Source organism: Acinetobacter sp. AS167 (assembly GCF_037152175.1).
GTDB lineage: Bacteria > Pseudomonadota > Gammaproteobacteria > Pseudomonadales > Moraxellaceae > Acinetobacter.
The window spans coordinates 176,634-195,745 of record NZ_JBBCMP010000002.1 but is presented as its reverse complement, the minus strand read 5'-3'; the positions used below and the strand labels follow the sequence as shown (position 1 = coordinate 195,745).

Here is a 19,112-nt window from a genome sequence, read left to right as displayed (position 1 = left end):
ATCAGCCACTCAAAGAGTGGCTTTTTTATGTCAAACTTATGCGGATGATTTAAAAGTGCAAAAGGAATGATGAGATGAGTTCAGTATTTGATTTAAAAATCAAAGTAAAACCAGAGCATATAGATCTCTTAGGTCATGTAAATAATGTGGTGTATGTACAATGGATGCAGGATGTTGCCTCTGCACATATCGAAACATTAGGTGTTGGCTTAGATCAATACTTAGAAATGAAACATGCAATGGTTGCAGTAGAACATCATGTTCAGTATCGCAAAGCAGCGATGTTGAATGATGATATTATTCTGAGAACTTGGCTATATGAGATCAATGCACTTTATTCTTTTCGTCAATACGCTTTTTTTAATGCTAAAGATCTTAGCTTACTCTTTACTGGTAATACCAAATGGGCATGTATAGAAATCGCTTCAGGGCGTCCAAAACGGATGTCTCCAACTTTTATTCAAGCCTATCAACCAGTTGATCCTGAAGTAGATCCTTTTGATTTAAGCTCGATAGTTTAAACACAATAAAAAATTTAAAGTTTAGAGTTAATCAGTTGCTATTTATATATCGAAGTAGAATTATAAAACTTAAATAAATCGGCATGCATAAATCTGCTTCGATATTTGCGTTCTTGTATTAATTGCGTTCTAAACTGTTGGTAGAAATATTAAATAGCCATACTACAGAGTAAATATCTATTTACTTTTAATATTAAATTTCTTACTTTGTTCTGAATTAAAAACTTAAAGCGAATTAGATTAACCATTTTTACAACTCGGTGCAGTCAATAGTCAATTTAAAATAGTTGATCTCAATTTGTATAATTAGGTTCGTTAAAGTATTTAATAATAATTTTAAGAAAATCAATCCTAATCAACCAAATAATGTCACAATCGTTTCTAGAATTATGCTGATTAGCAAGGGATTGTTGATTGAATCTGATGTAAAAAGTATTGAGTATTATTGTTTATCAAATCAATAATTCTAAAAACGTCTATAGATATGTAGGTTTTTATATGCATATCTCAGGATAATATATAATAATCAATAGTTTAATTTGAGTGGTTTTTTAATGTCTAAAGGAAAGCGGGATAAATTAAGTAAGCCAAGCTCAGACACTGTTTGTAGCCATCTCCCCCGTATTTTATTTTGGAGTAACGGGAGACTCCTTCGTGAAATTCGAGCCAATTACATCATCACACTCATCATAGCGAGATTGGCAAGCCTGAATGCTTTCCATATTCTCTACAGTCCAGTCGTAGAGCGCGTTAAAAGGTAGTTTGAGTGACTTACCTAGTGGTGTCAAAGCATATTCTACACCTAGGGTTTTACCGTCTATGACAGTGCGTGTCACCATACCATTGCGCTCTAACTTACGAAGTGTCTGTGTCAATACGCGCTGGGTAATACCTTCGAGGCGACGCTTAATGGCGTTGAAGCGACGTGGTTCATGTAAGACAATCAAGACCAGCATTGACCATTTGTCTGCGATTTGATCGAGAATAGCGCGGCTAGGACAGTCGGCACGGTAGACTGGATCTAGGTCAAGGTTCATTGGTATGCTCCAACATACTTAGGATGCTTAAGGTGCGTAATTGACACCTAGTATACATAAGATACCATGATTATATACAGCTAAATCAGGGTACATTATGAATATTTCCACTTATTCTACACTTCACATTGAGCATGATGGTGGTGTGGCTACTGTTACAATCAATAATCCGCCAGTCAATGTGTTGGATGTTGCTGTGATGAGCGATATCCAAAGTTTTCTCACTCAGGTGCGTGATGATCCACAAACTCGCGTAATCGTTTTCCAAAGTGCTGATCCAGAGTTTTTTATAGCTCATGTAGACATGACATTGATTGATGAGCCGCATGCTTTCGATGAGATAGCCAAGAATGCTCCTGATGGCTTGAACCCATTTCAGGCTTTGGGAGAGATGATTCGGGCACAACCGCAAGTGACAATTGTCAAACTTGAAGGTCTGGCGCGGGGTGGTGGTGCTGAATTCGTGGCGGCAGTGGATATGACATTCGCCGCCATTGGTCGTGCAGGACTCGCTCAATGTGAGGCATTGATGGGTATTATTCCCGGTGGCGGTGCCACTCAATATCTTTCACAGCGAATGACGCGGGGACGTGCGTTAGAAGTAATACTTGGTGCGGATCTCATTGATGCGCTGCTGGCAGAAAAATATGGGTGGGTGAACCGTGCACTTGCTGCAAACGAGTTGGGTGCATTTGTTCGCCGTCTAGCCAACAATATTGCTGCTTTGCCAGAAGGTGTTATTTCCGCTGCAAAGAAAGTCGTTAAACCAGCGGATTTGAGAGAGGGTTTGTTGCGAGAGCATCAGGAATGGGCAGGTCTATTTGCGCTTCCTGCTGCTGAAAAACGAATACGTGGCGGTTTGCAGGGAGGTGCTCAAACAAAAACTGGCGAACATGATTTGGAGCAACTACTGCGCGAACTATCTTAATTAGGAGGTATTATCTTCATCTGCAACGCGTCATCTTATTGGTGGCTTTGGGATGAATCTAAATGGGGAAAATAATTTTAGTTGTTTTGTAATGACGGTTTTTACTATTTAATTAATAGTATCTGAATTTATCAAAGCCTCACTATATTTTTGACCCTGTTCTGCTTATACTGTGCAGCAATTAAGATATTTCATTTTTTGCACGTCATAAGTACTTTTGATATTGAGTACATGATCGTGTACATATTTTTAGAGTAGTGTATGGCAGTAGCTAAGAAATCCGTTAATATCAACAATATACGTAATTTTTCCATTATCGCTCATATCGACCACGGTAAATCGACACTTGCAGACCGTTTCATTCAAATGTGTGGTGGATTGCAAGACCGTGAAATGCAGGCTCAAGTCCTTGACTCTATGGAGCTTGAGCGTGAACGTGGGATTACCATTAAAGCGGCTTCTGTAACCTTGTATTATACCCATCCAAATGGGCAAGAGTATCAATTAAACTTTATTGATACACCTGGGCATGTGGATTTCTCTTATGAAGTATCGCGCTCACTTGCGGCTTGTGAAGGTGCGTTGTTGGTTGTCGATGCTGCACAAGGGGTTGAGGCGCAATCTGTTGCAAACTGCTATACCGCAATTGAGCAGGGTCTAGAAGTATTACCCGTCCTGAATAAAATCGATTTACCACAAGCAGAACCTGAACGTGTTATTCATGAAATCGAAGAAATTATCGGTATTGAAGCAACACATGCACCAACATGTTCAGCAAAAACAGGTCTAGGTGTAGAGTCTGTTTTAGAGACATTGGTTGACATTATTCCCGCACCGCAAGGTGACCGTGATGCACCTTTACAAGCCTTAATTATTGACTCTTGGTTTGATAACTATTTGGGTGTTGTATCACTTGTTCGTATCAAGCAAGGTCGTGTGCGTAAAGGTGATAAAATGTTGATGAAATCAACAGGTCAATCGCACATTATCACTTCAGTTGGTATTTTTAATCCAAAACATACTGATACAGGTATTTTAGAAGCGGGTGAAGTTGGCTTCATCATCGCTGGGATCAAAGATATTTTTGGTGCGCCTGTTGGTGATACGATTACTTTGGCAACGACTCCTGATGTTGCGACTTTACCGGGTTTCAAAAAGGTAAAACCACAGGTTTATGCGGGTTTATTCCCAATTGATGCTAGTGATTTTGAACCATTCCGTGAAGCACTACATAAGTTACAGATTAACGATTCTGCGTTGTTCTTTGAACCCGAAAGCTCCGATGCTTTAGGTTTTGGCTTCCGTTGTGGCTTCTTGGGAATGCTACACATGGAAATTGTACAAGAACGTCTAGAGCGTGAGTATGATTTAGACTTAATTAGCTCTGCGCCAACCGTAATTTATGAAGCATTGATGAAAAATGGCGAAACGATTTATATCGATAGCCCATCTAAAATGCCTGATGGTTCAACGGTTGAAGATTTACGCGAGCCGATTGCTGAATGTCATATCTTAGTGCCTCAAGAATACTTGGGTAATGTCATGACTTTATGTATCGAGCGCCGTGGTGTGCAAAAAGATATGAAATTCTTGGGTAATCAAGTATCTATTACCTTTGAAATTCCAATGGCAGAAGTGGTTATGGATTTCTTTGATAAATTGAAATCTTGCTCACGTGGTTTTGCTTCACTGGATTACAATTTCGTGCGTTTTGAGAGTTCATCTCTAGTTAAGGTTGATGTGTTAATTAATGGTGATAAGGTTGATGCTTTGGCAATGATTTGTCATCGTAATGATGCGCGTCACCGTGGTATTGCTTTAGTTGAAAAAATGAAAGATTTGATTCCGCGTCAAATGTTTGATGTAGCGATTCAAGCTGCAATTGGTGCACAAATCATTGCACGTTCAACAGTTAAAGCGATGCGTAAAAACGTATTGGCTAAATGTTATGGTGGTGACGTTTCTCGTAAGAAGAAACTGTTATCGAAACAAAAAGAAGGTAAGAAACGCATGAAGCAAGTGGGTAGTGTTGAAATCCCACAAGAAGCGTTCCTTGCTGTGTTAAAAGTAGAAAGATAAAAACTAGAGGTCTTATTGCTCATGGATTTTGATTTTAATTTAATTCTCGTTCCTGCAACGCTTATATTTTTTGGGCTATGGTTACTGGATAAGTTTGTACTGAAACAACGTGCAACCAAAGGTAAGGGGAATGAAAATGTCATTATTTCATGGGCATATGATTTCTGGCCTGTTCTAGCAGTGGTTTTGGTATTGCGTTCATTCTTATTTGAACCGTTTAATATTCCTTCTGATTCTATGGTACCCACTTTAGAGACGGGTGATTATATTTTGGTGAACAAATTCCAGTATGGGGTACGTTTACCGATTACCAATACCAAGATTATTGATATTGGTGAGCCACAACGTGGTGATGTTGCTGTTTTCCGTTATCCAGAAAACCCTAAAATTAGCTACATCAAGCGTATTATTGGTTTACCAGGTGACCATCTTGAATTCAATAATGGTCAACTCACAATCAATGGCAAAAATGTTGAGCAAGTACCTACTGAGTTTAGTCGTGAAAAAGATATTTTAGATACGCCTAAGTCAATCTACTATTATGAAACGATGGGTACACATAAGCATTTAGTCCGTCTGTTGGAAGGCCAAAACACGTTGGTTTCAGCATTTAATTATGCACAGAAGAAACAAGACCTACCATATGTAGCAACAGCAAATGATCGCTTTGTAAAATCCAATGGTCAAAGCTGGGAAGTCACTGTTCCAAAAGGTCAATATTTTGCCATGGGTGATAACCGTGACCAAAGTGCAGACAGTCGTTTTTGGGGCTTTGTACCTGAAGAAAATTTAACGGGTCATGCAATATATGTATGGATGCATAAGGAACCTGGTTTTAAAATTCCTTCATTTAGTCGCAATGGTGCTATTAACTAATCGACTACAATTTACAAAATCAAATAAAGGTCAATTTATGTTGACCTTTATTTTTATCTGTTAAAGCTATAGAGTTGCCTTGATTTATAAGAAAAATGAAATAGAACAAATGATTTAAACTAGCAACTTGATGCAGTTTCAAGGATAATAGCGCGGAAAAGTTTTTTATCACACCAGGAGTTGCAGTGGATAAAAAATTTATAACAATTGAAAATGATTAGTTGAATTGCATCACAGTATTTGACTCAATTATATGATTATTTTCAATTGCGATTAAAGATTATTCATTCTTACCTGTTGGATAAAAAAATGCGTAAAAATCAACAAGGCGCTTCATATATTGGAATTTTATTGGGGATAATTGCCTTAGCTTTTATGTTGAAAATCATAGTTGCTGTATGGCCCTTATACTGGGATGATCGTGTGATTAACAATCAAATTGTAGAGCAAATAAATAAAAGCTCTACTGATATCACGCCAATGAAATTTGCAACAGAAGTTGATAAACGGTTAGAAATGAACAATATCCGAGATACTAAATTTGAGGATATTGCGACTGTATCAACTAAAGATGGTTTACAAGTGACTAAAAAATATGAAGTACGGAAAAATTTCATGCTGAATATAGATTTAGTCCTCACTTTCGAGAAGAGTTTTGATCAAAGGTCAGTTGAAAGTAAGTGATCCTCGCTTACAGAGTAGAATCGGTTACCAGTTTAAACAATACGAGTTATTACAACTCGCACTGACTCATCGCTCGGTGAGTCATAAATATAACTATGAGCGCCTAGAGTTTTTAGGTGATGCATTGTTGGGTATGATCATCGCAAATTACTTATATCATGCATATCCTCATGAAAATGAAGGACGTTTGACGCGTATGCGTGCAACTTTGGTACGCCAAGAAGCACTGGGTAAAATTGCAAATGATTTAAAGTTAAGTCAAAGTTTAATTTTAAGTACAGGTGAATTGAAATCAGGCGGTCATCATCGTGAGTCAATATTAGCGGATACTGTTGAAGCAATTATTGGCGCGATTTATACCGAAACACGAGATTTGCCTTTATTGGAATCGATTGTTTTAAAATGGTATGAACCCTATTTAGACCATATCGAACCGACAGATCAACTCAAAGATCCAAAATCACGTTTACAAGAATATCTACAAGCTCGTAAAAAGCATCTCCCAGTTTATGAGGTCGTAGATATTCAGGGTGATGCACCTAACCAGCATTTTAAAGTAGAATGTACAGTAGATGGCTTGCCTAAAATGATGGGTGAGGGATCAAGTCGCCGTTTTGCAGAACAAGCAGTCGCGGCGGATTTTTTAAAGATATTGGAGCAGTAAACTGCATGAGTACACATTCCGATCACAATGATGCTGATCACGAGCCGTCTGAAAACGGTAATGAGTTAATTAATCAATTTTTTAGCTCGCAAGGTACAGAAATCCCTTCGGATTATCGAAGTGGATTTGTTGCAATTGTAGGACGTCCAAATGTGGGTAAATCGACATTGATGAACCATTTATTGGGTCAAAAGTTGTCAATTACTTCACGTAAGCCACAAACGACACGCCATAAAATCATTGGTATTGATAGTCGTGAAAAGTCTCAGGCTGTATTTGTTGATACACCAGGGATGCACAAGAAAGAAGTGCGTGCGATTAATAAAATGATGAACAAAGCTGCACATTCTGCCTTACGCGATGTCAATTTGGTTCTATTTGTTTTAGATGCCCAGAAATGGACGCCAAATGATGACTTAGTTTTAGAGAAACTACAAAATGCAGAAATGCCAGTCGTTTTGATTATCAACAAAATCGATACTTTAGAAAATAAGCGTATGATTTTACCGTTGATTCAAGAACGTGCGAAGTTGATGAATTTTGCTGAAATTGTTCCTGTTTCTGCCTTACGTGGTGCAAACTTAGATCATTTGCGTGAAGCGATTGAAAAGTATCTGCCATTTCAGCCACCATTGTATTCTTTAGAACAGTTAACTGACCGTTCAGAACGTTTTCTTGCCAGTGAAATCATTCGTGAGAAAATTATGCGTCAGTTGGGCGAAGAACTTCCGTATGATTTAACGGTTCAAATTGAATCATTTAAAACAGAAGAAGCAACAGTGAATGAAAAAACTGGTCGTCCTAAAGCAGCATGTACTTATATTGATGCCACAATTTTTGTTGATCGCCCTGGCCAAAAAGCCATCGTGATCGGTGAAAAAGGTGCTAAGCTGAAGAAAATTGGTATGGATGCTCGTGTTGACATGGAAAAAATGTTTGAGCAAAAAATCATGCTAACACTTTGGGTGAAAGTTAAAGGCGGTTGGTCTGATGACGAACGTGCTTTAAAAAGTTTAGGCTACAGCGATATTTAATTGACTTTTTGGGAACTGAAATGATTCGAGTTATAGCAATTCTTGCTTGCATAGTCATGTTACAAGGCTGTATCACTAAAATTGTGACAGTTCCCGTCAAAGTTGCGTATAAAACCACAAAAGGCGTGGTTAAAGGTACAGCTGCGGTTGTAGGCGCTGTTATCCCTGACGGGGATGATGACGATGATAAGAAAAAAGAAAAGGATGATTAAGTTCAAGCTAGATGCGTAATGAAATCTTGCATGGTTATTTAATCCATCATCGAAAATACAGAGAACGTAGTCATATTGTGCACTTATTTACACAAGAGCATGGTCGTGTCGACGGTATTCTTAGACAAACCCCACCACCCCAATATCAACCGATTACTTTACAAGCGTCGGGAAAATCCGAGCTTAAAAACTTTTCAAAACTCGAAATACTCAATCAACCGATTTTCTTTTATGGGGATGCTTTCTTTTCAGGCTTTTATTTAAATGAACTGCTACTTCGTTTATGTCCGCTTGAAGAAATGATGTCTGAAACATTTCAGCAATACCATTTAACCTTACAGCATTTACAAAAATTGGCTGAACATCCACAAGCAGATTTATTTCTCCGACAAATTTTACGCCAGTTTGAACATGCACTGTTAGAAGAATTGGGTTATCCACTGGATTATGAGCATGATTCAAATCAACAAGAGATTATGCTGACCCAACGTTATCAATTTCAATTGGCGGAAGGCTTTACACCAGTGTCATATACTTCATCTGGGACGTTGCTGGGGCAACAAATTCTAAGTATGGCAAATTATGAAAAGGGTAGGGATTTTAGCCCAGAACAGTTACAATTATTGGCTAAACTCTATCGACAAATGATTACTTCACTTTTAGGTGATCGACCATTAAAAAGTCGTCAGCTTTGGGTTCAAAACGCTCAATCTAAAACCTTGAGCCGTTAATTTTATTTTATTGGTGAATTAGGAGAATGTTATGGCTGCATTGCTAGGTGTAAACATTGACCATGTTGCGACACTCAGACAAGCACGTGGAACAACTTATCCTGATCCTGTGAAAGCTGCATTAATTTGTGAACAAGCAGGGGCGGAAGGGATCACTTTACACTTACGTGAAGATCGTCGTCATATTCAAGATGATGATGTGCGCCGTATGCGACCTGTATTGACCACAAGAATGAACTTGGAAATCGCTGTAACAGATGAAATGGTTGCATTTGCAAAAGAGATTCAACCACATCATGTTTGTTTTGTGCCAGAGAAACGTCAAGAAATCACGACAGAAGGTGGTTTAGATGTGCTTGGACATTTTGAAGATGTGAAAGCCGCGACTCAGGCATTAACTGCGATTGGTTGTGATGTATCTTTGTTTATTGATGCTGATCTTGCGCAAATTGATGCTGCTATTGCTTGTGGTGCACCAACCATCGAATTGCATACAGGTGCTTATGCAGACGCTAAAAATGCTGAAGCTCAACAGATTGAACTAGAAAGAATTATTAAAGGTACAGAGTACGCAGCATCTAAAGGTTTGGTCGTCAATGCTGGTCATGGTTTGAATTTGGACAATGTGGCTGCAATTGCTGCAATTCCACAGATTCATGAACTCAATATTGGACATTCGATTATCGCCGAAAGTGTTTTCGTCGGTTTGGAACAAGCAGTGAAGGACATGAAGGCCGCACTTCATGCAGCTGGTTAATTTAATTTTTGATTTACGTTGTTGAATATTGATCATGTCGAATATGAATTATGATGAACTCATGCAACCTGTGATTGCTTTTTTAGGCTGTGAAACGCCAAAGGCATGGTTGGATGAGGCATTGAACAATCTCCCATTGCTCATGCAAGATCATGCGAATTGTGAAAAGAAAGCGGCGGGAACAGCAATGAACTTGATGTTCCGTTACAGTTTTTTTACCGATTTGCAGATCAAATTAGCACAACTTGTTCGTGAAGAAATGTTGCATTATGAACAAGTGTTAGAGTTTATGAGCAAGCGTGGTCAAGAATGGAAAGGTCTGAGTGCAGGTCGCTACGCAGGTGGTTTGCGTAAGGAAATTCGTACTTATGAACCAGAAGCTTTGATTGATATTTTGGTGATTGGGGCGTTTGTTGAAGCACGTTCTTGTGAACGATTTTATGCTTTAGCACCATTGGTGGATGACGAGCTGGGTCGATATTACCGTTACTTGTTGAAATCTGAATCTCGTCACTATGAGGACTATTTAGCTTTGGCTTTAGATGTTGCTAAAACTGCCAAATTAAAAGATCCAGAAGAGGATATTGAGCAACGTATCGAATTGATTCGTGAAGTAGAGAAGGATTTGATTTTAACGCCTGATAAGACCTTCCGTTTTCATAGTGGTGTGCCAGCTTAACTATTATCTGATTAAAAGCTGAATTAAAAAATAGACCAAAGCATTGCTTTGGTCTATTTCGTTGTACTCTTTAATAAAATCAGATGAAATTGTTGCTTTAGGCAGTTTCGATACCTGTCCAGCCTGCATTTGGATAACGTTCATCCTGTATCTGATCAGGTGCAAAAAGTTGATCAAGTTGTAGAATTTGTTCATTCGTGAGGCTAAGCTGATTGGCTTTAAGGTTATTCTGTAAATAATTTAAATGAAAATACGAATTGAGAGAACTTATATTCTTGTGCATGGGTTTTTTGACAGGTTGGCTATATGTCGTTTTTAGAAATGAAAGTAGCACATAAAACTTGTCTATTTGTTACACCCGGTGTCGAGTTCTGAAATAAAAAAAGCCCACTTATGAAAGTGGGCTTTTAGAATTTGGCTCTCCAACCTGGGCTCGAACCAGGGACCTGCGGATTAACAGTCCGTCGCTCTACCGACTGAGCTATTGGAGAATCTGAATGCGATTATAAGGATATATCTTTATGGGTCAAGCCCTTCCTGTCATCTTTTCTTCATTTGTACACTGTATGGTTTTTATTTGAGCAATCTATCGATAAATTAAAAAAATTGATTCTTACAGTTGCAATAGTGAAACGGTCTTGTTAGATTAAAACCATAAAGAGTGTTTAAGTTTGACTTAAACAGTGTGGATTTAAAACCAACTTGCCAGCACTAAATGGCTAAATAGGAGACAGCGAATGAATACGCTTACTATTTCTCAAATTTTTGAAAAATTCTCATTTTATCAAGAAAACTACCTTTCAATCTTGCAAGATTCTGAACAATATTTTATCCAAGTTGAACAAGCCTATTTAGATGTTTGGCCATTTACTGAAAAAAAACTGTATTTGGGCGATCTGTTGCAACTATGGTTTAGTGAAAAATGGCTGATTAATACACCATGTCGATTATTAAATTCATCCAGTCAGGTTTCATCAAGTTCAGACACGCAAGCTACTCAAAAACCAGTTCAACGTACACAAGATTTTTATCTATTCCAATTGAGTGGAAGTACCTTATCAGGTTCTAATCACGCACAAATTTGGTCCGTTTCAGAACAAAAAGTGCTTTATGTTTCTTTGGATCGCATCTTTAAATATTACTGCTATTTTGAATCGATTGAACGCCCAAAAAACCATCCTCAAAACCCGTTTAAATTGTATCAGCAAGCGATTTAATCAAACCATTGAGAACGCTTTTAAGTGTGACTTTAAATCTGCTTAAAAGCTTCAATTGCTCGAATACGACTTTGCTTTAAATCCACAATTGGCTTTGGATAGTTGAGCTCTATATTGGGATTTTTTGCATAAGGTTCATGAATGGTTTTTGCGTCTAAATGTGCAAGTTCTGGAACCCATTTTCGAATGTAATCACCTTGTGCGTCAAATTTCTGCGATTGGCTGATAGGGTTAAAAATACGGAAATAAGGTACGGAATCTGTTCCTGTGGATGCACACCATTGCCATCCTCCGTTATTGGCAGCCAAATCCCCATCAATAAGGTGTTGCATAAACCATTGCTCACCTAAACGCCAATCAATCAATAGGTTCTTGGTGAGAAACATGGCGACAACCATTCGGATCCGATTATGCATCCAGCCTGTGTAAAGTAACTGGCGCATACCTGCATCGACGATAGGAATCCCTGTCTGACCAGTTTGCCAAGCGTTTAAATCATTTGGAGCATTGCGCCATTGTAGCTGCTGTGTTGGCATTTTAAAGGGCAAGTGCTTTGACACACGAGGGAAATCAAACAGGATATGCTGATAAAACTCACGCCAAAGCAACTCATCGAGCCATGTTTGTTGACCAATATGATCAATAAAAAAATGTCCAAATTGTGCTCGAAAGAGGGCATTGAAACACTGTCGAATTGAAAGGATGCCTATATTTAAATAGGCTGAAAGCTGGCTGGTAGCTTCAATTTGGGGGAAATCACGCTCGAGTTGATAATGACGGACTTTGTTTTCAATAAATTCATCCAAGACATACAAAGCATATTGTTCGCCAATTTGCCACTGCTTGTTGATCTGATTCGGATCGAATTTAAAACCAAGCTCGGCCAAAGTTGGCAGGCTATTGTTATTCAACTTGCCTACGTCTATTGTATCATTTAAGGCTTGAGTCTCAGGAATAGGGAAGCATTGCGGGATTGAAATACTCAGTTGTTCATAGCAATATTTTTTAAATGGGCCAAAAACTTGATAGGGTTGATTGGATTTATTTCGAATTGAACCCACAGGGAACAGCGTGCGATCATGATATAAAATCAAATCACGCTTACTTTGATTCAGTTGTGTTTGAACTTGAAAATCTCGATTTAACTCATTGACACCGCACTCGATATTGGCATGTACATTTTCAATTTCCAGTTTTTGGCACAGTTGATTGATCTCGGTTGGAATGTTTTCCCATAAGGGGATGTTGCAAATAATTAGCGGAATTTGAATGGAAGCAAGTTCTTGCTGGATGGCTTTAATTTGACGTAAATAGAAATCAAGCTTAATTGGTGCATCGTCATGCATCTGCCATTGTTCAGGTGAAAGAATCACAAGTGCAATCACAGGGCCACTTTGTGCCGCATGCCATAGGGCAGTATGATCTTGTATACGCAAGTCTTGACGGAACCAAAGAAGTTGTTTTTGCATAGGATTTATCAGAATAGACTCAATTGCACTAGATTTTAATCAATTTAAACGGATACATATAAAAAAGGCAAAGTAAAAACTTTGCCTTTTCGATCAGATCAATCAGATCTTAGTGGTGATGACCACCTGCACCGTGTACATGACCGTGCTCTAATTCTTCTGGAGATGCATCACGAACTTCTGCAATTTCAACTTCAAAAGTAAGATCTTGGCCAGCTAATGGGAAGTTAGCATCAACGATGATGTTGTCGCCTTCGATTGCTTTAACAGTAACGATTTGAACACCATCATCAGTTTGAGCTTGGAACTGCATACCAGCTTCAATGTTCTCAACACCTTGGAACATTTGAGCAGGAACTTCTTGAACGAGGTCAGGGTTGTATTCGCCATAACCTTCAGCAGCTGGAATAGTGACTGTAAATTTGTCACCTACAGTTTTACCTTCTAAAGCTTTTTCTAAACCCGGAATGATGTTACCTGCGCCATGTAAATATGCAAGTGGTTCACCTTGTGATTTATCGAGAGTTTCACCCTCAGCGTTAGTCAGCGTATAGTGGAAAGAAACCACGTTGTTATTTGCAATAGCAGTCATGTTATTGATCCATTGGGTAATCGATAATTTTAAGGCTACATCATAAAGTGAAAAGCAATTTTTGTAGACTAAAATTACTAAAAAATTGCATTTTCATCTGTATTTTGACCATTTTTTCATAAATATGGGCAAAAATTTAAATTTCAATGCAATTTTATTTTTGGCGCGATTTTTCGTGTAACAAAATCTTTAGCCGTTAACAAGCCTGCATGAGCATAGCCATATATCGTCGCTTGATGAATACGATATAAAGACACATACATCGATTTTGCCACGAAGCCCTGAACATTGACCTGACCAAGTAGCTCACCGACCGCTTTATTTTCACTAAGTGATACCAGTGATCCTTTGTCTGCGAACTGGAACATTGGCTGTGGTCGCCCTTTGATACGTGCATTCATTGCATCTACAAGAAACGAAGCTTGTTGACTTGCGACTTGTGCACGTGGACCAAGTGGTGCTTCTCTTGCATCTAAGATACAGTGGGCGCAATCACCAAAGGCAAAAATGTTTGGATCAGCCTGAGTCTGTAAGGTTGCGTATACGTTTAAACGCCCCATACGATCTTTTTCAAAGCCTGCTAAATTGGCAATTACTTTAGGGGTTTTTATCCCTGCTGCCCAAACTTTTAATTGTGCTTCTACAGATGTGCCATCACTAAAATAGACTTTTTCAGCATCTACTTTTTCAACACGTTTGCCCGTTAATACATCTATTTTCATTCGTTGTAATTGCTGTGTGGCATGCTCTGCCATTTTTTCAGAAAGTGCAGGTAAGATACGATCAGCGCCTTCAACCAAAGTAATTTTGACATTGTTTGGGTTAATTTTATTTAAACCATATTTATAAAAGTTCTGTTTGGCTTGAACCAACTCAGCTGAAAGTTCAACACCTGTTGCGCCTGCACCAATCACGGCAATGTGTAATTCACGATCAATATTTTTATTTTGAGCATCTAAATACAAGTGCAGTAAGTCCTGCTGGAAGACTTCCGCTTGTTGGCGACTGTCGAGATAATGGCAAAATTCTTTAACCCCGGGCGTATTAAAGTCATTGGAGACTGAGCCGACGGCCAGAATTAAGGTATCATAATGCAGTGTGATTTTCTCTTGATTAGATTCATATTTACTGGTTTGGGTTTTGCTGAGCTCGATGGTTTTGTTATCACGATCTAAATGTTCAAAACGCCCCAAGACAAATTCATAGTGATGTTTGGCTGCATGCGCATAATAATTGGTTTCTTCATCACTTGGGTTCATGGTGCCAGCCGCAATTTCATGCAGCAATGGTTTCCAGATATGGGTGAGTTTTTGGTCAACAAGGGTGATTTTGGCTTTTTTACTCTTTCCAAGCGTATCACCGAGTTGAGTCACCAGTTCTAAACCACCAGCGCCACCACCAACAATCACGATATGATGTAGATTTGACATAGAAAACCTAAATTGTTGTTATGAAAATAGAATGGCATAAATATGCCATTCTATTTAATTGTTTAGGTTTTTTTTGTATTACAGGTTACATAAATATAATAAATCTAAGTAAATTGGTTTGTTTTAATTAAATTCCAAAAATTGACTTGATCCATTCCATTAAGCGTTCAAACCAAGAGGCTTGTTCGATATGCACTTCATCTTCAATATCAAAACTTTGAATCAGTTGATTGTTTTGATAAACATTCACTTTTGCCAAATGCATGATCTTTTCTAAAGGTGCGGTAAGTGATGTCTCATTGAGTTCAACATTCAAATGGGTTTGAGTTGTTGTAAGCGGTTCAACTGTTGCCAATAGACCATTTGCTTCAGTTTTCATAATACGGCTATTTACAACATCAAAAGTCGCTAAATCAATTGGTGTCGCATCGTTATATAACGATGTGGTTATAAGTTGAGGTTTTTTTGCTTCAACCTTAAACATTTTCAAGGTGGATTTAACTACAGGAAGCTCAGCAATCAGCTGTTTGTCTTTAATTGCGACTTCATCACGGGTATAGGCATAGCCCAAGTTTAACAGTTTATGTGCAATTTCCGCGCGTTTAATTGCACTTTTTGCACCCATCACCACCACAATTAAACGACGATCAGGAGACTCTGTAATGGCAGAAGGACGATGCGCTGTCAGTGCTAAGTTATAGCCGGCTGCTTTGGTAAAACCTGTTTTTAAACCATCTACACTTGGATCAGACTTTAAAACAAGGTTGGTAGCATGATGAAAATGTTGATTATAACTAAAACTTGGCATCACTGAATAATGCATATATTCAGGGGTTTGTGATGTTACTGCTTGACCTAAGATCGCCATATCATGAGCTGACGAAAAATGATCAGGCATGGTAATACCGGGAGGGTTGGCAAAATGAGTATCCTTCATTCCCAATGCTTGTGCTTCTTGATTCATACGAGCAACAAATGCAGGTACGCTACCTGAGATACGTTCTGCCAGTGTTACTGCTGCATCATTGGCAGACATCACAATCAATCCAGCAAGAAGTTGGTCGATTGAGATTTGCTCACCTTGCTTTAGGTACATTTGGGATTCATCCCATTGCACGATCTGAACCACAGGGGTTGCAGTAATAATCTCTTCTTTTTTGATATGACCCGCTTTGAGTTCTTTCAACGCAATATAAGCGACCATCATTTTGGTCATGGATGCTGGCGCACGCTGTACATGACTATTATATTCAGCAATAGTTTGACCTGATTGCGTATCTAATATTGTCCAAGCTTCAGCTTCAACAGATTGCGGATTAATATTAAGTAAAGTGGCATTAACAAACGTGGAGCAAACCAAGCCCGTTATTGCGATAAAAGAAGCAAGAATTTTCAACAGATTTACCTTTAAGCCAATCCTATGGCGAGAGTGCATAAACTTTGCGAATGCTATGCCTTTTTTGCACTCTTCGCTAGTCAGAATCGTAGACAATTGCGACTAAAATCGCCTGACTTTGTAAAAAAATGCTAATCTAATTGGTAATTTCTCACTGTCTATTTTCGAATATATATTTATGTTGCATTATCAGATTGAATTTGACGATTACCGTCAGCACCTCATCCATGTCACATTGCGCTTTCTGGCGAACCCTACCCAAGTTTTGTCACTTCCTACATGGATTCCTGGTAGCTATTTGATCCGTGAATTTTCTAAACATATCGAATCTGTGAAAGCCTATGATGAAGCGGGTCGTCAACTGCAAATTAATAAGTTTGAAAAAAATAAATGGCGTTTATATAACACAGACCATGAACTGATTACTGTTGAATATGATGTTTACGCCTATGATCTTTCGGTACGTGGCGCGTATGTCGATCAAACCCGTTTATATGTCAATCCTGCTTGTGTCTGTCTAGGGTTACAAGACCAAGAAGAGTCAGCAATCGAAGTTGAAGTATTTTTACCTGAAGAATTAAAGCATTTTCAAATTGCCACAGGTTTAGAGTCAAGAAGTTTGGTGAAAGGGCGCTACACCTTAAAAGCCAACAATTATGCACAATTGATTGATGCACCATTTGAATTGGCAGAACAAACTCGTTTTAGTTTTGAAGCGAATGGGATTCCACATGAATTTGTGATTTCTGGTCAGCATACAATCAATGCAGAGCGTATGAAGCAAGATCTTGAAAAAATCTGTAGTACAGAAATTTCAATGTTTGGTTCAGCACCTTTTGAAAACTATACCTTTATGACCATGGCAACCGGCAATAGTTATGGTGGTTTAGAGCATCCGAATAGTACCAGTCTGATTTCGCCACGTGATGATCTTCCTAAAGCAAATGAACCTGTAGAGCCCTCAGCGGATTATCAACGCTTCCTTGGGTTGTGTAGCCATGAATATTTTCACTCGTGGTTGGTTAAATTTATCCGTCCTGAAAATTTTGCAAATTATGACTTGGATCAGGAAGGCTATACCTCACTGCTATGGATTTTTGAAGGTTTCACCTCTTATTATGATGATTTGATTCTGTATCGCAGTGGTGTGATTTCTCAAGCATCTTATTTAAAGTTGCTAAAAGGGCAAATTGATCGTTATCTACAGAATCCAGGACGTTTTATTCAATCTGTTTCAGAGTCTAGTTTTGATGCTTGGATTAAATTTTATCGTCAGGATGAAAACTCAAATAATGCTGGAACCAGTTATTACAATAAGGGGTGTTTGGTGGCACTCAGTTTAGATTTAGGTCTACGTTTACGTGGTTCTAGTCTGGATGCATTAATGCGCCGTTTGTATGAAAATACCCAAAAGGGTATGCAAGTCAATGAGCGTACGATTGTTGAATTGTGTAATGAACTGACGGGTGATAATTGGATCGAACAGATTAATCATTTGATTAATACCACAGATGAATTACCACTGGATCAATTGTTCCCTGAATTTGGTTTGAGCTATGGCTTGCAAAATGAAAAAGCACTTCCATTCGGTTTGAAAGTTGCTGAAAAAGCTGAGGGTGTCATCATTCAGCAAGCGCGTCGTGATGGTGTTGGCGCAAAAGCGGGTTTATCTGCCAATGATGTGATCATTGCGATTGATGGTTTAAAAGCGTCTGAAAAACTTTTAAGCCAATATGCAAAACATCAAGGTCAATTTACACTTTATGCATTCCGCCGTGATGAGTTTTTACAATTTGAGTTGCAAGGTGGTGAAGTTGCTTTGACTACGGTTGAGTTGACTGTATTAGATCAAGCTAAGGCTGATAAATGGTTAAAGGCTTAATTAAGTTGTGTACCAAGAAAAACCGATGTTAAAAAAACATCGGTTTTTTTACGCCTAAAATTTAACTTGATATAATCAATCAATTACCACGATATGTTGAATATCCATAGGGGCTAATCAGCAGTGGAATATGATAATGTTCAAGGCTTCCATCAATCACAAATACCACAGGAACTTCTAGAAAAAAAGCACGTTGGTTGTTCTGTTTAAACCACTCGCCTGTTTGAAAAGTAACCTTATATACACCCTTATCTAATGCTTTATTTTCAGGATACAATGATAAAATTCGCCCATTACTGTCTGTGCTTCCTTCATTAATTTTTACCCATTTATCTTTTTGTTGCGCTTCAAGAATGACTTTAACATTGCTTGAAGGTAAGCCATTTTCAAGATTTAATACATGTACGCTTAATGGGTTTTGGGCAAAACAAATCCCAGAAAATAGGGTTGCCGAAACAGCTAAAATTAATTTTTTCATCATGTTTTTTACTAAGACTAAAATCTCTATGTTAAGGTCAAGTTGAAGCATTGCCGTTAAAAAAATGTAAAATTATATTAATCATCAATATCCCAAATATATTTTGTGTAGGGTTCGGTTTTGGCGACATCTGTTGTGCGAGCAGACAGTACAGGAAAAATGTAGTTTCTATATACACCTTACGGCTTGTTTCCAAAAACACTTGCTTCCTGAGATCCCTTTTCCCTCATAAGTTACAAGGCTTATATGATCAATGGTATCAAAAGCATAGATGTTATTAGAGAGAGTAGCCACAATTCTTATTTAGTTACTTAGCCAATAGATAGGAAAAGCAAGAGCTCAGGAATTGATTGCTCAGTTCAAAACAGAGGTTCAGAATGAGTTAGAACATCTGTATTTTCTGTAAAATTATAAATCGACCAACAATTGGTTTCGTACTAAATTAC

At 38.3% G+C, this 19,112-nt stretch carries 20 protein-coding genes and 1 tRNA gene; 13 read left to right on the top strand and 8 right to left on the bottom strand.

Annotated features, from left to right (window positions below; genetic code table 11):
* The first annotated feature begins 74 nt into the window (after positions 1–74).
* Positions 75–521 carry an acyl-CoA thioesterase gene (locus WFN33_RS04220; RefSeq protein WP_336951741.1) on the top strand — a complete coding sequence of 149 codons (447 nt, stop codon included), beginning with the start codon at positions 75–77 and terminating at the stop codon, positions 519–521.
* 626 nt (positions 522–1,147) lie between these two features.
* Here WFN33_RS04220 and WFN33_RS04215 read toward each other — a convergent pair.
* Positions 1,148–1,558: a winged helix-turn-helix transcriptional regulator gene (locus tag WFN33_RS04215; protein ID WP_336951740.1), complete on the bottom strand. Its 411-nt coding sequence runs from the start codon at positions 1,556–1,558 to the stop codon at positions 1,148–1,150.
* A 97-nt stretch (positions 1,559–1,655) separates the two neighbouring features.
* On the opposite strand from WFN33_RS04215, the gene WFN33_RS04210 reads away from it, so the two are divergent.
* The 10 genes from WFN33_RS04210 to WFN33_RS04165 all read left to right on the top strand — a co-directional run bounded on the left by WFN33_RS04210 (position 1,656) and on the right by WFN33_RS04165 (position 10,202).
* Positions 1,656–2,486: an enoyl-CoA hydratase/isomerase family protein gene (locus WFN33_RS04210; protein WP_336951739.1), complete on the top strand. Its 831-nt coding sequence runs from the start codon at positions 1,656–1,658 to the stop codon at positions 2,484–2,486.
* A 261-nt stretch (positions 2,487–2,747) separates the two neighbouring features.
* Positions 2,748–4,565, top strand: coding sequence for a translation elongation factor 4 (gene lepA / locus WFN33_RS04205; RefSeq protein WP_004717093.1), 1,818 nt, complete (start codon positions 2,748–2,750; stop codon positions 4,563–4,565).
* A 21-nt stretch (positions 4,566–4,586) separates the two neighbouring features.
* Positions 4,587–5,441: a signal peptidase I gene (gene lepB / locus WFN33_RS04200; protein ID WP_336951737.1), complete on the top strand. Its 855-nt coding sequence runs from the start codon at positions 4,587–4,589 to the stop codon at positions 5,439–5,441.
* A gap of 309 nt (positions 5,442–5,750) precedes the next feature.
* A complete protein-coding gene (locus tag WFN33_RS04195; RefSeq protein ID WP_336951736.1) occupies positions 5,751–6,125 on the top strand; it encodes a DUF4845 domain-containing protein in 375 nt (124 codons plus the stop codon).
* Entirely contained in the window at positions 6,097–6,789 is a 693-nt protein-coding gene (gene rnc / locus WFN33_RS04190; protein ID WP_004717088.1) for a ribonuclease III, read from the top strand. Before WFN33_RS04195 ends, rnc begins: the two co-directional genes overlap by 29 nt.
* Before the next feature lie 5 nt (positions 6,790–6,794).
* Positions 6,795–7,823 carry a GTPase Era gene (era, locus tag WFN33_RS04185; RefSeq protein WP_004823128.1) on the top strand — a complete coding sequence of 343 codons (1,029 nt, stop codon included), beginning with the start codon at positions 6,795–6,797 and terminating at the stop codon, positions 7,821–7,823.
* A gap of 20 nt (positions 7,824–7,843) precedes the next feature.
* Complete coding sequence (locus tag WFN33_RS04180; RefSeq protein WP_336951733.1) at positions 7,844–8,035, top strand: NF038104 family lipoprotein; 192 nt, start codon at positions 7,844–7,846, stop codon at positions 8,033–8,035.
* An 11-nt stretch (positions 8,036–8,046) separates the two neighbouring features.
* Complete coding sequence (gene recO / locus WFN33_RS04175) at positions 8,047–8,766, top strand: DNA repair protein RecO (protein WP_336951731.1); 720 nt, start codon at positions 8,047–8,049, stop codon at positions 8,764–8,766.
* 31 nt (positions 8,767–8,797) lie between these two features.
* On the top strand, positions 8,798–9,523 hold the full coding sequence (gene pdxJ / locus WFN33_RS04170; protein ID WP_336951730.1) for a pyridoxine 5'-phosphate synthase: 726 nt from the start codon (positions 8,798–8,800) through the stop codon (positions 9,521–9,523).
* A gap of 34 nt (positions 9,524–9,557) precedes the next feature.
* Positions 9,558–10,202 (top strand): tRNA-(ms[2]io[6]A)-hydroxylase, encoded by a 645-nt coding sequence (locus tag WFN33_RS04165; protein ID WP_336951728.1) that lies wholly within the window; start codon positions 9,558–9,560, stop codon positions 10,200–10,202.
* Between the two features lie 97 nt (positions 10,203–10,299).
* On the opposite strand, the gene WFN33_RS04160 is transcribed toward WFN33_RS04165, so the two are convergent.
* Both WFN33_RS04160 and WFN33_RS04155 read right to left on the bottom strand, forming a co-directional pair.
* Positions 10,300–10,485 carry a hypothetical protein gene (locus tag WFN33_RS04160; protein ID WP_336951727.1) on the bottom strand — a complete coding sequence of 62 codons (186 nt, stop codon included), beginning with the start codon at positions 10,483–10,485 and terminating at the stop codon, positions 10,300–10,302.
* Between the two features lie 132 nt (positions 10,486–10,617).
* Positions 10,618–10,693: transfer RNA gene (locus tag WFN33_RS04155), tRNA-Asn, on the bottom strand.
* 246 nt (positions 10,694–10,939) lie between these two features.
* Here WFN33_RS04155 and WFN33_RS04150 point away from each other — a divergent pair.
* Positions 10,940–11,419 (top strand): hypothetical protein, encoded by a 480-nt coding sequence (locus tag WFN33_RS04150; RefSeq protein ID WP_336951725.1) that lies wholly within the window; start codon positions 10,940–10,942, stop codon positions 11,417–11,419.
* A gap of 32 nt (positions 11,420–11,451) precedes the next feature.
* Here the strand turns inward: WFN33_RS04150 and WFN33_RS04145 are convergent, their stop codons facing one another.
* From WFN33_RS04145 to WFN33_RS04130, 4 genes are all read right to left on the bottom strand, one after another.
* The gene (locus WFN33_RS04145; RefSeq protein ID WP_336951723.1) at positions 11,452–12,888 is read right to left on the bottom strand and encodes a cryptochrome/photolyase family protein; all 1,437 of its coding nucleotides are present in this window, start codon (positions 12,886–12,888) and stop codon (positions 11,452–11,454) included.
* Positions 12,889–12,997: 109 nt separating this feature from the next.
* On the bottom strand, positions 12,998–13,480 hold the full coding sequence (locus tag WFN33_RS04140) for an FKBP-type peptidyl-prolyl cis-trans isomerase (RefSeq protein WP_004717066.1): 483 nt from the start codon (positions 13,478–13,480) through the stop codon (positions 12,998–13,000).
* Between the two features lie 143 nt (positions 13,481–13,623).
* Positions 13,624–14,910 carry an NAD(P)/FAD-dependent oxidoreductase gene (locus tag WFN33_RS04135; RefSeq protein ID WP_336951721.1) on the bottom strand — a complete coding sequence of 429 codons (1,287 nt, stop codon included), beginning with the start codon at positions 14,908–14,910 and terminating at the stop codon, positions 13,624–13,626.
* A gap of 127 nt (positions 14,911–15,037) precedes the next feature.
* The gene (locus tag WFN33_RS04130; protein ID WP_336951719.1) at positions 15,038–16,306 is read right to left on the bottom strand and encodes a D-alanyl-D-alanine carboxypeptidase PBP6B; all 1,269 of its coding nucleotides are present in this window, start codon (positions 16,304–16,306) and stop codon (positions 15,038–15,040) included.
* Positions 16,307–16,484: 178 nt separating this feature from the next.
* Here WFN33_RS04130 and WFN33_RS04125 point away from each other — a divergent pair, with 178 nt between their 5' ends.
* Entirely contained in the window at positions 16,485–18,188 is a 1,704-nt protein-coding gene (locus WFN33_RS04125) for a M61 family metallopeptidase (RefSeq protein ID WP_336951717.1), read from the top strand.
* A gap of 79 nt (positions 18,189–18,267) precedes the next feature.
* On the opposite strand, the gene uraH is transcribed toward WFN33_RS04125, so the two are convergent.
* Positions 18,268–18,669, bottom strand: coding sequence for a hydroxyisourate hydrolase (gene uraH / locus WFN33_RS04120; protein WP_442892761.1), 402 nt, complete (start codon positions 18,667–18,669; stop codon positions 18,268–18,270).
* Between the last annotated feature and the right edge of the window lie 443 nt (positions 18,670–19,112).

Coding starts and splice junctions, on each gene's coding strand:
- WFN33_RS04135 (WP_336951721.1), bottom strand. CDS start 14,910: ATGTCAAATCTACATCATATCGTGATTGTTGGTGGTGGCGCTGGTGGT.
- WFN33_RS04195 (WP_336951736.1), top strand. CDS start 5,751: ATGCGTAAAAATCAACAAGGCGCTTCATATATTGGAATTTTATTGGGG.
- WFN33_RS04145 (WP_336951723.1), bottom strand. CDS start 12,888: ATGCAAAAACAACTTCTTTGGTTCCGTCAAGACTTGCGTATACAAGAT.
- WFN33_RS04215 (WP_336951740.1), bottom strand. CDS start 1,558: ATGAACCTTGACCTAGATCCAGTCTACCGTGCCGACTGTCCTAGCCGC.
- WFN33_RS04140 (WP_004717066.1), bottom strand. CDS start 13,480: ATGACTGCTATTGCAAATAACAACGTGGTTTCTTTCCACTATACGCTG.
- WFN33_RS04165 (WP_336951728.1), top strand. CDS start 9,558: ATGTCGAATATGAATTATGATGAACTCATGCAACCTGTGATTGCTTTT.
- WFN33_RS04210 (WP_336951739.1), top strand. CDS start 1,656: ATGAATATTTCCACTTATTCTACACTTCACATTGAGCATGATGGTGGT.
- era (WP_004823128.1), top strand. CDS start 6,795: ATGAGTACACATTCCGATCACAATGATGCTGATCACGAGCCGTCTGAA.
- pdxJ (WP_336951730.1), top strand. CDS start 8,798: ATGGCTGCATTGCTAGGTGTAAACATTGACCATGTTGCGACACTCAGA.
- WFN33_RS04160 (WP_336951727.1), bottom strand. CDS start 10,485: ATGCACAAGAATATAAGTTCTCTCAATTCGTATTTTCATTTAAATTAT.
- lepA (WP_004717093.1), top strand. CDS start 2,748: ATGGCAGTAGCTAAGAAATCCGTTAATATCAACAATATACGTAATTTT.
- WFN33_RS04220 (WP_336951741.1), top strand. CDS start 75: ATGAGTTCAGTATTTGATTTAAAAATCAAAGTAAAACCAGAGCATATA.
- uraH (WP_442892761.1), bottom strand. CDS start 18,669: ATGATGAAAAAATTAATTTTAGCTGTTTCGGCAACCCTATTTTCTGGG.
- WFN33_RS04180 (WP_336951733.1), top strand. CDS start 7,844: ATGATTCGAGTTATAGCAATTCTTGCTTGCATAGTCATGTTACAAGGC.
- WFN33_RS04150 (WP_336951725.1), top strand. CDS start 10,940: ATGAATACGCTTACTATTTCTCAAATTTTTGAAAAATTCTCATTTTAT.
- lepB (WP_336951737.1), top strand. CDS start 4,587: ATGGATTTTGATTTTAATTTAATTCTCGTTCCTGCAACGCTTATATTT.
- recO (WP_336951731.1), top strand. CDS start 8,047: ATGCGTAATGAAATCTTGCATGGTTATTTAATCCATCATCGAAAATAC.
- WFN33_RS04125 (WP_336951717.1), top strand. CDS start 16,485: ATGTTGCATTATCAGATTGAATTTGACGATTACCGTCAGCACCTCATC.